Annotated in this window: 9 protein-coding genes and 2 tRNA genes; 6 read left to right on the top strand and 5 right to left on the bottom strand. The window is 63.4% G+C overall.

All coding sequences use genetic code 11. The features are described 5' to 3' along the window. The first annotated feature begins 27 nt into the window (after positions 1-27). Positions 28-804: a type I methionyl aminopeptidase gene (gene map / locus CKW22_RS10970; protein WP_033700776.1), complete on the top strand. Its 777-nt coding sequence runs from the start codon at positions 28-30 to the stop codon at positions 802-804. 147 nt (positions 805-951) lie between these two features. Here the strand turns inward: map and CKW22_RS10965 are convergent. Both CKW22_RS10965 and CKW22_RS10960 read right to left on the bottom strand, forming a co-directional pair. After that, positions 952-1,028 (bottom strand) — tRNA-Asp (locus CKW22_RS10965). A 13-nt stretch (positions 1,029-1,041) separates the two neighbouring features. After that, positions 1,042-1,117 (bottom strand) — tRNA-Val (locus tag CKW22_RS10960). Positions 1,118-1,334: 217 nt separating this feature from the next. On the opposite strand from CKW22_RS10960, the gene rdgC reads away from it, so the two are divergent. From rdgC to sugE, 3 genes are all read left to right on the top strand, one after another. Then, complete coding sequence (gene rdgC / locus CKW22_RS10955) at positions 1,335-2,255, top strand: recombination-associated protein RdgC (RefSeq protein ID WP_033700777.1); 921 nt, start codon at positions 1,335-1,337, stop codon at positions 2,253-2,255. A gap of 184 nt (positions 2,256-2,439) precedes the next feature. Beyond that, entirely contained in the window at positions 2,440-3,405 is a 966-nt protein-coding gene (locus CKW22_RS10950; RefSeq protein ID WP_033700778.1) for a bile acid:sodium symporter family protein, read from the top strand. Positions 3,406-3,519: 114 nt separating this feature from the next. Then, positions 3,520-3,837, top strand: a complete 318-nt coding sequence (gene sugE, locus CKW22_RS10945; protein ID WP_033700779.1) for a quaternary ammonium compound efflux SMR transporter SugE — start codon at positions 3,520-3,522, stop codon at positions 3,835-3,837. Between the two features lie 10 nt (positions 3,838-3,847). On the opposite strand, the gene CKW22_RS10940 is transcribed toward sugE, so the two are convergent. After that, entirely contained in the window at positions 3,848-5,725 is a 1,878-nt protein-coding gene (locus CKW22_RS10940) for an MFS transporter (protein WP_033700780.1), read from the bottom strand. A 143-nt stretch (positions 5,726-5,868) separates the two neighbouring features. Here CKW22_RS10940 and CKW22_RS27465 point away from each other — a divergent pair, with 143 nt between their 5' ends. Further along, positions 5,869-6,021, top strand: a complete 153-nt coding sequence (locus CKW22_RS27465) for a hypothetical protein (protein WP_156056792.1) — start codon at positions 5,869-5,871, stop codon at positions 6,019-6,021. Between the two features lie 67 nt (positions 6,022-6,088). After that, a complete protein-coding gene (locus CKW22_RS10935; protein ID WP_033700781.1) occupies positions 6,089-9,565 on the top strand; it encodes a hybrid sensor histidine kinase/response regulator in 3,477 nt (1,158 codons plus the stop codon). Here the strand turns inward: CKW22_RS10935 and rmuC are convergent. Together rmuC and CKW22_RS10925 are read right to left on the bottom strand one after the other, a co-directional pair. Further along, entirely contained in the window at positions 9,537-10,910 is a 1,374-nt protein-coding gene (rmuC, locus tag CKW22_RS10930; protein WP_162181154.1) for a DNA recombination protein RmuC, read from the bottom strand. The genes CKW22_RS10935 and rmuC overlap by 29 nt on opposite strands. A 213-nt stretch (positions 10,911-11,123) precedes the next feature. Further along, positions 11,124-11,543 carry a tetratricopeptide repeat protein gene (locus CKW22_RS10925; RefSeq protein WP_033701508.1) on the bottom strand — a complete coding sequence of 140 codons (420 nt, stop codon included), beginning with the start codon at positions 11,541-11,543 and terminating at the stop codon, positions 11,124-11,126. Between the last annotated feature and the right edge of the window lie 789 nt (positions 11,544-12,332).

Here is a 12,332-nt window from a genome sequence, read left to right as displayed (position 1 = left end):
TTCTGCCAGAGTTACTGCCTTCTCCCCATGTCCCAGGTGATCCTCAAAACCCCCGCCCAACTCGACCTGATGCGCAACGCCGGCCGGTTGCTGGCCCAAGTGTTCGCTGAACTCGATGGTTTCATACGCCCCGGCGTGACCACGATGCAGATCAACGACCACGCCGAGCGCTATATCGTCGAAACGCTCAAGGCTCGGCCGGCAAGCAAGGGCCAGTACGGTTTCCCTTACGCCCTGAATACCTCGGTGGACCACGTGGTGTGTCACGGCATGCCGAAGGCGGATGAGGTGCTCAACGAGGGGTCGATCATCAATGTCGACATCACCCTTGAACAAGGCGGCTACATCGCCGATTCGTCGAAAATGTACTGCATTGGCCCGATCAACGACGAGGCGCGTCGGCTGGTCGAAACGACCTACGACGCGCTATGGAAAGGCATCGAGCAAGTGCGCCCCGGGGCGACGCTTGGCGACATTGGCCATGCCATCCAGGTACATGCCGAGGCAGCCGGCTTTAGCGTGGTGCGCGAGTATTGCGGCCATGGCATTGGCCAGCAGATGCACGAAGGGCCCGAGGTGCTGCATTTTGGCCAGCGCGGCATGGGCATGAAGCTCAAGCCCGGGATGGTGTTTACCATCGAACCGATGATCAACCAGGGCGGGCGTGGCACTCGGACCTTGAAGGATGGCTGGACGGTGATTACCCGCGACCATGCGCTGTCGGCGCAGTGGGAACATACGGTGGCGGTGACCGAAGCAGGGGTTGAAGTGCTGACGTTGCGCAAGGAAGAACGCATGCGTTGATGCGGCCTTGCACCGCCAACGCCGGCCCGCTACCACAGGGGCCGTGCTGAACCGCAGAACGCCTCAAAAAGCAGAAACAAAAAAAGCGACCCTAAGGTCGCTTTTCCTGTAACTTCCGGGTGTTCAGTGGGCCCTGGAAGTTGAATATGGCGCAGCGGACGGGACTCGAACCCGCGACCCCCGGCGTGACAGGCCGGTATTCTAACCGACTGAACTACCGCTGCGCTATACATCGAGTGGTGGGTGATGACGGGATCGAACCGCCGACCCTCTGCTTGTAAGGCAGATGCTCTCCCGGCTGAGCTAATCACCCTTTCGTCTCGGTGTGGCGCGCATTCTACGGATGAGCCCCCACCCTGGCAAGCACTTTTTTCGACTTTTTTAAAAAATTTTTCGAAGCCTTTCAAAGACCTAGCAACGCTGGTCTTTTCTTCTTCTATATATAGGTGCTGGCCCTCTGACAGGGTTGGACGGGAACCACTGCTCGGAGAATAATGCCCGCCTTATGCATTAAGGAGAGATTGCCCCTCATGTGGTTCAAGAACCTGCTGACCTACCGCCTGACCCAGGATGTTCCATTCGACGCCGAAGCGCTGGAAACCGCCCTGGCCAGCAAGCCGGCCCGTCCCTGCGCCAGCCAGGAGCTGAACACCTATGGCTTCGTCGCGCCGTTCGGCAAGGGCGAAGACGCTCCCCTGGTGCACGTCAGCGGCGAGTTCCTGCTGATCGCCGCGCGCAAGGAAGAACGTATCCTTCCAAGCAGCGTGGTCAATGACGCCGTCAAGGAAAAGGTCGAAGAGATCGAGACCGAGCAGATGCGCAAGGTCTACAAGAAGGAACGCGACCAGATCAAGGACGAGATCATCCAGGCCTTCCTGCCGCGTGCCTTCATTCGGCGCTCGATGATCTTCGCCGCCATCGCGCCGCGCCTGGGCATGATCCTGGTCAACTCGGCCAGCGCCAAGCGTGCCGAAGACCTGCTGTCGACCCTGCGTGAAGTGATGGGCTCGCTGCCGGTACGCCCGGCAACCGTGAAGATCGCACCCGTCGCCACCATGACCGACTGGGTCAAGTCGCAGCAAGCCGCCGAAGGCTTCTATGTACTGGACGAGTGTGAGCTGCGCGACACTGCCGAAGATGGTGGCATCGTGCGCTGCAAGCGCCAGGACCTGACCAGCGAAGAAATCCAGCTGCACCTGAGCACCGGCAAGGTGGTCACCCAGCTGGCCCTGGCCTGGCAGGACAAACTGTCGTTCGTGCTGGACGACAAGATGGTCATCAAGCGCCTGAAGTTCGAGGAGCTGCTGCAAGAGCAGGCAGAACAGGATGGCGGCGATGAAGCCCAGCAGCAGTTCGATGCCAGCTTCCTGCTGATGATGATGACCTTTACCGAATTCCTGCCGGTGCTGTTCGAGGCATTGGGTGGGGAGGAGATTCCGCAAGGGGTCTGAGTGGCATGAAATGTCGGGGCTGGGCTGGGACGTATTCTCAGCCAGTACCGGCCTCTTCGCGGGGCGAGCCCGCTCCCACAGGTACCCCGCTTGATCTCAAGCTCATCGGGGTACCTGTGGGAGCGGGCTCGCCCCGCGAAGAGGCCCTCGAAAACTGCATCTCTATAAGTACAAGGACCTGCCCATGCGTGCCCTCGCCGCCCTCAGCCGCTTCGTCGGCAATACCTTTGCCCTCTGGGTGCTGGTATTCGCCGTGCTGGCCTTCCTGCAACCGCAATGGTTCATCGCCCTGAAAGTGGCCATCGTACCGTTGCTGGGCCTGGTGATGTTCGGCATGGGCCTGACCCTCAAGCTCGATGACTTCGCCGCCCTCGCCCGCCAGCCCTGGCGGGTGATGCTGGGGGTGGTGGCGCACTTCGTGATCATGCCAGGCATGGCCTGGCTACTGTGCCAGCTGTTCCACCTGCCGCCCGAGATTGCCGTGGGCGTGATCCTGGTCGGCTGCTGCCCTAGCGGCACGGCTTCGAACGTGATGGTCTGGCTGTCCAAGGGCGACCTGGCGCTGGCGGTGGCGATTGCCGCCGTCACCACCCTGCTCGCCCCGCTGCTGACCCCGGCGTTGATCTGGTTCCTGGCCTCGGCCTGGCTGCCGGTCTCGTTCATGGACATGTTCTGGTCGATCCTGCAGCTGGTCATGCTGCCGATCGTGCTCGGCGTGCTGGCCCAGCGCCTGCTGGGCGCGCGGGTGCAGGCGGCGGTGCAGGTGTTGCCACTGGTGTCGGTGGTGAGCATCGTCATGATCGTCTGTGCGGTGGTGGCGGCCAGCCAGGCGAAAATCGCCGAGTCGGGCCTGCTGATCATGGCCGTGGTGATGCTGCACAACAGCTTCGGCTACCTGCTGGGTTACCTCACCGGCAAGCTCTGCAAACTGCCACTGGCCCAGCGCAAGTCGCTGGCATTGGAGGTGGGCATGCAGAACTCAGGGTTGGGGGCAGCCTTGGCGGCGGCGCATTTCTCGCCATTGGCGGCGGTGCCGAGCGCACTGTTCAGCGTTTGGCACAATATTTCGGGGGCGCTGCTGTCGACCTGGTTCCGCCGTATGGAAGCGCCTTTGCCGGTAGATGAACGTGGCGAACCTGCCAGGCACTGACTTGCCCAGCCATCAGAAAATGTGCACCCTATTGCCCACTGTGGGGACGGCCTCACGACGCACCGCGTGACCACTCCGGGGACGGCCCCATCGTTGGCAACAATGGAGGCACCTATGTCCTGGATCATCCTGTTTTTCGCCGGCCTGTTCGAAGTCGGCTGGGCGGTAGGCCTGAAGTACACCGACGGCTTCAGCCGCCCGCTCCCCACCGTGCTTACCGTCGGCGCCATGGTCATCAGCCTGGGCTTGCTGGGCCTGGCCATGAAAGAACTGCCGCTGGGCACCGCCTACGCCATCTGGACCGGCGTTGGCGCCGTGGGCACGGTGATCGCCGGGATCATCCTGTTCGGCGAGTCCATGGCCCTGGTACGGCTGGTCAGTGTGGCGCTGATCATCTGTGGCCTGATCGGCCTGAAAGTCAGCGCCAGCTGACCATGCCCGCTTAACGCAGGTCGCCGCGCAAGCGGCTGACCTGCTCGCGCAACAACTCAGGCTGCGCAGCCTCCACCGGAACCGCAGCGCCGGCCACGATGGTCACCCGCGACCACAAGCGCTTGAAAAACCCCTTGCCCGGATCACGGCTGAAAAAGCTGCCCCACAGCCCCTGCAACGCCAGGGGAATCACCGGCACCGGGGTTTCACCGAGAATGCGGCTGACCCCACCCTTGAACGCATCGATCTCGCCGTCGCCGGTCAACTTGCCCTCCGGGAAGATGCACACCAGCTCACCCGCCGCCAGGTATTCGGCGATGCGCGCAAAGGCGCGCTCGTACGTGCCCTCATCCTCGCTGCGCCCGGCAATCGGGATGGCGCCTGCGGTGCGAAACACGAAGTTGAGCACCGGCAGGTTGTAGATTTTGTAGTACATGACGAAGCGGATCGGCCGGCGGATCGCGCCGCCGAGCAGCAGGGCGTCGACGAACGAGACATGGTTGCACACCAGCAGCGCCGCACCTTCGTCGGGGATGCGTTCGAGGTCGCGGTGCTCCACGCGGTACATCGAGTGGCTGAGCAGCCAGATCAAAAAGCGCATGGTGAACTCGGGCACGATGCTGAAGATGTAGGCGTTGACCGCGATATTGAGCAACGACACCACCAGGAACAGCTGCGGGATGCTCAGCTCGGCCAGCCCCAGCAGCACGATGGTGAGCACCGCCGACACCACCATGAACAAGGCATTGAGGATGTTGTTGGCAGCGATTACCCGGGCCCGCTGGTCCTCGGCCGTGCGCGCCTGGATCAGCGCATACAGCGGCACGATGTAGAAGCCGCCGAACACCCCGAGCCCCACGATCGACAACAGAATCCACCAGGCCTGGCTCATGCCCAGCAGCGCCAGCCAGTCGTGCGGCACAGGCGCAGCCGGCACATCGCCGGAATGCCACCACCAGAGCAGGCCGAACAGGGTCAGGCCAAACGAGCCGAACGGCACCAGGCCGATCTCCACCTTGCGCCCGCTCAGCCGCTCGCACAGCAGCGAACCCAGAGCAATGCCCACCGAGAACAGGGTCAGCACCAGAGTGACCACCGTGCCGTCGCCGTGCAGCCAGTCCTTGGCATACGCCGGGATCTGGGTCAGGTAGATGGCGCCGACGAACCAGAACCAGGAGTTGCCGACGATCGAGCGCGACACCGCAGGCGTCTGCCCCAGGCCCATGCGCAGGATCACCCAAGACTGCTTGAAGATGTTCCAGTCCAGTTGCATCTGCGGCGACACGGCGGCGGCCCGTGGGATCCAGCGGCTGGCCAGGTAGCCCAGCACGGCCGTGCCGACCACGCCACCCGCCACCACCGTGGCATAGCTGCCCGACGACATCATCACACCCGCGCCGATGGTGCCGGCCAGGATGGCCAGGAAGGTGCCCATCTCCACCAGCCCGTTGCCACCCACCAGCTCTTCTTCACGCAGGGCCTGGGGCAGGATCGAGTACTTCACCGGCCCGAACAGCGCCGAATGGGTGCCCATGCCAAACAGGGCTACCAGCATCAGCGCCAGGTGGTTGGTGATAAAGCCCAGTGCGCCAATGGCCATGATGCCGATCTCGGCCAGCTTGATCGCACGGATCAGCGCGTCCTTGGCGAACTTCTCGCCAAACTGCCCACCCAGTGCCGAGAACAGAAAGAACGGCAGGATGAACAGCAAGGCGCACAGGTTGACCCAGATCGAACGGTCACCGTCGCCCAGGCTGAGCTTGAACAGGATCGCCAGGATCAGCGACTGCTTGAACAGGTTGTCGTTGAACGCACCCAGCGACTGGGTGATGAAAAACGGCAAGAAGCGCCGCTTGCCGAGCAAGGTGAATTGCGAGGGATGACTCATCGTCCTTGTTCCTGAGGGGCTTTTAGCGTTGGAGGCGCGCCGGGCGCGGAAAGCCACAAATCTGCAGGGTAAAAGCTGCTGCTGGCAAGCCCTCTGCTGCCTTATGCTGATACCCGGCAAACCCGCACGACAAGGAGATGGCAATGCTCGCCGCCGTCAAGCACTACCCAGCGGCCGTACGCCGTGATACTGGCGGCAGTGTTCTACTGGATGGGCACCCGCAGGCATTGATGTTGGCGCTGCCGCTTGAGCAACGCCCTGCGACGACTCGCCACTGCGACCATCGTCTGCGCTGACGAACCGCCGCCTGCGTGCCAGACTGGTTGATCGGGACCGCGTTATCTTTTTTGCTCCGGAGTTTTCATGTCGTTGTCCAGCGGGCTGATCGCCGTGGTCGCCCTGGCCTATATGGCCATCATGTTCGCCATCGCCTTTTACGGCGACCGCCGCAGCACACCGTTGCCGCCGAAGCTGCGTGCCTGGGTGTACAGCCTGTCGCTGGCCGTGTACTGCACCAGTTGGACCTTCTTTGGCGCGGTCGGCCAGGCCGCCGAACAGCTTTGGGCATTTCTGCCGATCTACCTGGGCCCAGTGCTGCTGATGATCTTCGCACCCTGGGTACTGCAGAAGATGGTGCTGATCAGCAAGCAGCAGAACATCACCTCGATCGCCGACTTCATCGCCGCGCGCTACGGCAAATCGCAGACCCTGGCGGTGGTGGTGGCGCTGATCTGCCTGGTCGGCGTGCTGCCCTATATCGCCTTGCAGCTCAAAGGCATCGTGCTGGGCGTCAACCTGCTGATCGGTGCCAATGCCGATGCCACCGGCACCCGGGTGCAAGACACCGCACTGGTGGTGTCGCTGGTGCTGGCGCTGTTCGCCATCGTGTTCGGCACGCGCAGCCTGGATGTGACCGAGCACCACCGCGGCATGGTGCTGGCGATCGCCTTCGAGTCGCTGATCAAGCTGCTGGCCTTTCTCGCCGTGGGCATCTTCGTGGTGTTCAACCTGTACGACGGCTTCGACGACCTGTTCAGCCAGGCACGCCAGTCGATCCAGCTGGAAAGCTATTGGCAGGAGACCATCAACTGGCCCTCGATGGTGGTGCAGACCGCAGTGGCCATGATGGCGATCATCTGCCTGCCGCGGCAGTTCCATGTCACCGTGGTGGAGAACATCGAACCGCAGGACATGCGCCTGGCCCGCTGGGTGTTCCCGATGTACCTGGCCCTGGCCGCGCTGTTCGTGGTGCCGATCGCCCTGGCCGGGCAGATGCTGTTGCCCGGTACGGTGATGTCCGACTCGTTCGTGATCAGCCTGCCCCTGGCCGAAGCCCACCCGAGCCTGGCCCTGCTGGCCTTCATCGGCGGTGCCTCGGCCGCCACCGGCATGGTCATCGTCGAGGCCGTGGCCCTGTCGACCATGGTTTCCAACGACATGCTGCTGCCCTGGCTGCTGCGCCGCAATAATGCCGAGCGGCCATTCGAAGCCTTCCGCCACTGGATGCTCTCGGTACGCCGGGTGACCATCGTGGTCATCCTGCTGCTGGCGTATGTCAGCTACCGCCTGCTGGGCTCCACCGCAAGCCTGGCGACCATCGGCCAGATCGCCTTCGCCGCGGTGACCCAGCTCACCCCGGCCATGCTCGGCGCGCTGTACTGGAAGCAGGCCAACCGGCGCGGCGTGTTCGCAGGCCTGGCCGCCGGCATCTTCCTGTGGTTCTACACCCTGGTGCTGCCCATTGCCGCCCACAGCGTGGGCTGGTCGCTGGCGCTGTTCCCGGGCCTGGCGTGGCTGCATGGCAACCCGCTGAACCTGCCGATCAGCCCGCTGACCCAGGGCGTGGTGCTGTCGCTGGCGGGTAACTTCACGCTGTTCGCCTGGGTTTCGGTGCTGTCGCGCACGCGGGTGTCGGAACACTGGCAGGCCGGGCGCTTCATCGGCCAGCAGACCAGCGCCCGGCCCAGCAGCAAACCGCTGCTGGCCGTGCAGATCGACGACTTGCTGACCCTGGCCTCGCGCTTCGTCGGCGAAGAACGTGCCCGGCAGAGCTTCATCCGCTTCGCCTACCGCCAGGGCAAAGGCTTCAACCCCAACCAGAACGCCGACGGCGACTGGATCGAACACACCGAACGCCTGCTCGCCGGCGTGCTTGGCACCTCGTCGACCCGCGCCGTGGTCAAGGCCGCCATCGAAGGCCGCGACATGCAGCTCGAAGACGTGGTGCGCATCGCCGACGAAGCCAGCGAGGTGCTGCAGTTCAACCGCGCGCTGCTGCAAGGCGCTATCGAAAACATCAACCAGGGCATCAGCGTGGTCGACCAGAACCTGCACTTGGTGGCCTGGAACCGCCGTTACCTGGAACTGTTCAACTACCCTGACGGGCTGATCAGCGTGGGCCGGCCGATTGCCGACATCATCCGCTACAACGCCGAGCGCGGCCTGTGCGGCCCAGGCGAGGCGCAGGTGCACGTGGCCCGGCGCCTGCACTGGATGCGCCAGGGTCGCGCGCATTCTTCCGAACGGTTGTTCCCCAACGGCCGGGTCATCGAACTGATCGGCAACCCGATGCCCGGCGGCGGCTTTGTCATGAGCTTCACCGACATCACCCCGTTCCGCGAAGCCGAACAGGCGCTTCGCGATGCCAACGAGGGCCTGGAGCAACGGGTGGCGGAACGCACCCATGAGCTGTCGCAGCTCAACCAGGCGTTGTCCGAAGCCAAGAGCCAGGCCGAAGCCGTGAGCAAGTCCAAGACCCGCTTCCTGGCCGCGGTCAGCCACGACCTGATGCAACCGCTGAACGCCGCGCGGCTGTTCTCGGCCGCCCTGTCGCAGCAGGCCGAAGGCATGAATGACGAGGCCCAGCAACTGGTGCAGCACATGGACAGCTCGCTACGCTCGGCCGAAGAACTGATCAGTGACCTGCTGGACATCTCGCGCCTGGAGAACGGCAAGATCACCCCGGACGCCAAGCCGTTCGCCCTCAATGAGCTGTTCGACACCCTGGGCGCCGAGTTCAAGGTACTGGCCGCCGAAAAAGGGTTGGAGTTCCGCCTGCGCGGCAGCCGCCTGCGGGTCGACAGCGACATCAAACTGCTGCGCCGGGTGCTGCAGAACTTCCTGACCAACGCCCTGCGCTATGGCAAAAGCCCGATTCTGCTCGGTGCCCGTCGCCAGGGTGAGCGCCTGTGGCTGGAAGTCTGGGATCGTGGCCCCGGCATCGCCGACAACAAGCTGCAGGAGATTTTCCAGGAATTCAAACGCCTGGACAGCCACCAGACCCGCGCCGAGAAAGGCCTGGGCCTGGGCCTGGCGATCGCCGATGGCCTGTGCCGGGTGCTCGGCCATTCGCTCGAAGTGCGCTCGTGGCCCGGCAAAGGCACGGTGTTCCGCGTCAGCGTGCCGATTGCCCGCCAGGCTGCACCCGCACCGAGTGCGCCGGTGGAACAGTCTGGCCAGCCGCTGGCCGGGCTGAACGTGCTGTGCATCGACAATGAAGACAGCATCCTGATCGGCATGAACAGCCTGCTCAGCCGTTGGGGCTGCCAGGTCTGGACCGCGCGCAACCGCGCCGAATGCGAGGCTTTGCTGACCAAGGGCATGCGCCCGCACCTGGCCCTGGTGGACTACCACCTGGACGACGGCGAGACCGGCACCGAACTGATGGGCTGGCTACGCGCACGGCTCGGCGAGCCGGTGCCTGGGGTGGTGATCAGCGCCGACGGCAGTAAAGAGACCATCGCCCTGGTGCACGCGTCAGGCCTGGATTACCTGGCCAAGCCGGTCAAGCCGGCCGCCTTGCGCGCCCTGCTCAATCGGCATCTGAGCCTGGTTCAGTAAGCGCTTCGCCCGCCGGGGTTTCATCAGACAGCGCCCGTTCCAGCAGGTCTGCCGGCAGGCTCTTGCTGGCACGGGCGCCAAGCAACTTCAGCTGCTCGGAGCGGCTGACCAGGTTGCCACGCCCCTCGCACAGTTTGTTGCGCGCTGCGGCATAGGCCTTGTCTACCTGCTGCAAGCGGCTGCCCAGTTCGTCCAGGTCCTGGATGAACAGCACGAACTTGTCGTACAGCCAACCGGCGCGCTCGGCAATCTCGCGGGCGTTCTGGCCTTGGCGTTCCTGCTTCCACAGGCTGTCGATCACCCGCAGGGTGGCAAGCAGCGTGGTCGGGCTGACAATCACGATGTGCCGGTCGAAGGCTTCCTGGAACAGGTTGGGCTCGGCCTGCAGGGCTGCCGAGAAGGCGGCCTCAATGGGCACGAACAGCAGCACGAAATCCAGGCTGTGCAAGCCTTCGAGGCGGCTATAGTCCTTGCTCGAAAGGCCTTTGACGTGGCTGCGCAACGACTGCACGTGCTGCTTGAGCGCGGCCTCGTCATTGCTGCCGACGAACTGCTGGTACGCCGTGAGGCTGACCTTGGCGTCCACCACCACCTGCTTGTCGCCAGGCAACATGATCAGCACATCGGGCTGGAAACGTTCGCCATCGGCGCTCTTGAGGCTGACCTGGGTCTGGTATTCGCGGCCCTTCTCAAGGCCGGCGTGCTCCAGTACCCGCTCAAGGATCATCTCGCCCCAGTTGCCCTGGGTTTTCTGGCCTTTCAGGGCCTGGGTGAGGTTGGTGGCTTCATCGGACAGGCGCTGGTTGAGCTGCTGCAAGCGCTCCAACTCTTTGCCCAGCGAGAAACGCTCGCGTGCTTCCTGCTGGTAGCTTTCCTCGACGCGCTTCTCAAAGGCCTGGATACGCTCCTTGAGCGGGTCGAGCATTTGCCCCAGGTGCTGCTGGCTGGTCTGGGCAAAGCGTTGCTCGCGCTCGTCGAAGATTTTCGTGGCCAGGTCGGAGAACTGCGCGCGCAGGGTGTCGCGGGCCTCTTGCAGGTCTTCGAGACGCTGTTGGTGGCTCTCCTGCTGCTCGCGCAGTTCGGCGTCCAGCCGTGCGGTCTGGGCTTCCAGGCGCCGTAGCTCGGCTTCACGGTTGGCGCGTTCAAGGCTCCAGGCGTGGGCGGCATCGCGGGCGTTGTCGCGGTCGATCTGCAACAGTTCCAGTTCACGGCCCTGGGCTGCCAGCTGGGCTTGCTTGACGGTGTTGGCTTCGCTGAGGTCGCTGATCTCGTCGCGACCGGCCTCCAGTTGCGCCTGCAGCCCGGCCAGGGACAGTTGGGCGGCGTTGAGGCGCTCTTCGAGCAGGGCCTGTTCACCCTGCCGGGCCCCCTGGCGACGCTGCACCTGCATGAGCCAACCCAGGCAGGGCACTGCACCCACCACCAAGCCCAGCAGAATGCTGGCCAGATCCACTGTCATGGTTACCCCGATCGAACCTTGATGAATGCTGCGCAGCTTATCAGCCTGGGAGGCAGGTTGCCTGCGCCCGCATAAGGGCCGCTAGTAGCCAAGCAGCGCTCAGCCTGAAAACCACTGCCCCAGCAGCCGCCGCGCTTCCTGCGAGCCCTGCGCGGCCGCCAGTTCCAGCCAGTAGCGGGCCTGCTCAGGCGCGTTGGCCTGGCATAACCTTGCATACTCCAGCTGCGCCCGCCGATCACCGGCACGGGCAGCCTGGCGCAGCAGTTCGTGGCCGATGCGCCGGTCCCGGGCGTTGCCACAATCACGGCACAGCATCTGCCCCAACCGGCTCTGGGCCACCACCACGCCTTGGCGGGCCGGCTGTTTCAGCAGGCGACCAGCCAGGTGCTTGACCTGAGGCTTGTCACCCAGGCGCGGGCTGTCGAGCAGCCACAGGGCCACTTTCAGGGAAAAGCGTTTGGGTGGGGGCACTGACGACGCATCAGCCGGGTTGGCGAGGTGTTTACTGCGAAACTTCATGAGCAACAGGAAAGGTAACTCGAAAGGCGCGCCACTCTACTCCATTTTTCCTGGCGTGGCCTGTCGATTTATCGAGGATTGAAAAATAATTTCGATGATCTTTTCTTGACGTTTTCAAGTGGATGACCAACCGGTCTACGGGCGCCCGAAGATTGTCAGACAGTTCCCTGGTTTGCTGGCACGCCCGTCCTAGAGCAAGCGCTCGGGACAATCCACAGTTCCTGTGGATAACTCGGTGGACAACCCCCTTCGGTGGCCCCAAAACCCCCGTGAATTGGGGGCTCCAGTCAAACTGACGATTTTTTCACCAGCAAAAATTAGTGTTTTTTTTCATTGACTTAGCCCCCCAGTCAAGTCATTGGCGAGGCTCTCGGCGCCTGTTGCCGCCGTGTTACAGCTTGCGCGCCAAATGTGCACAAGTGCACCACAAGCCCTCATTCGAGTGCACAAAATGAGTACATCCACGGCAATGCCAGCCATTTGCCCCTCTTCACAGCCTGCGAAAGAAGCGCCATACTGCTCGGCTAGCCTGCACCCTTGCAGAAACATTTGCCAAACCGTTCTATTCTCGGTAAGGTGTGCCTCGTTAGTACCAAGCTGAAAGTCAATTGGCCTTAAGCGTCCTTGCAGAATCGCTCCCCCAACAGCGAAGCCTGCTGAAACCAGGACCGGCCCACTCGATGATTCCTTCGCCAGCCATACGCTGCCCAAGCTCGAATCACCTAGCAGATTGATCAGGATCCCACCCCGATGGCCTAGAACCTTGGCCCCGGTGTGCTGCCTGCCCTC

The sequence above is a fragment of the Pseudomonas sp. Irchel s3f19 genome (assembly GCF_900187555.1).
In the GTDB taxonomy this organism is placed as follows: domain Bacteria; phylum Pseudomonadota; class Gammaproteobacteria; order Pseudomonadales; family Pseudomonadaceae; genus Aquipseudomonas; species Aquipseudomonas capeferrum.
The sequence above is the reverse complement of the archived record's forward strand: the minus strand, read 5'-3'. Positions and strand labels throughout refer to the sequence as shown.

What these genes read in the sequence shown, in the direction of transcription:
- map (WP_033700776.1), top strand. Translation starts at nt 28, where the DNA reads ATGTCCCAGGTGATCCTCAAAACCCCCGCCCAACTCGACCTGATGCGC.
- rdgC (WP_033700777.1), top strand. Translation starts at nt 1,335, where the DNA reads ATGTGGTTCAAGAACCTGCTGACCTACCGCCTGACCCAGGATGTTCCA.
- CKW22_RS10950 (WP_033700778.1), top strand. Translation starts at nt 2,440, where the DNA reads ATGCGTGCCCTCGCCGCCCTCAGCCGCTTCGTCGGCAATACCTTTGCC.
- sugE (WP_033700779.1), top strand. Translation starts at nt 3,520, where the DNA reads ATGTCCTGGATCATCCTGTTTTTCGCCGGCCTGTTCGAAGTCGGCTGG.
- CKW22_RS10940 (WP_033700780.1), bottom strand. Translation starts at nt 5,725, where the DNA reads ATGAGTCATCCCTCGCAATTCACCTTGCTCGGCAAGCGGCGCTTCTTG.
- CKW22_RS27465 (WP_156056792.1), top strand. Translation starts at nt 5,869, where the DNA reads ATGCTCGCCGCCGTCAAGCACTACCCAGCGGCCGTACGCCGTGATACT.
- CKW22_RS10935 (WP_033700781.1), top strand. Translation starts at nt 6,089, where the DNA reads ATGTCGTTGTCCAGCGGGCTGATCGCCGTGGTCGCCCTGGCCTATATG.
- CKW22_RS10925 (WP_033701508.1), bottom strand. Translation starts at nt 11,543, where the DNA reads ATGAAGTTTCGCAGTAAACACCTCGCCAACCCGGCTGATGCGTCGTCA.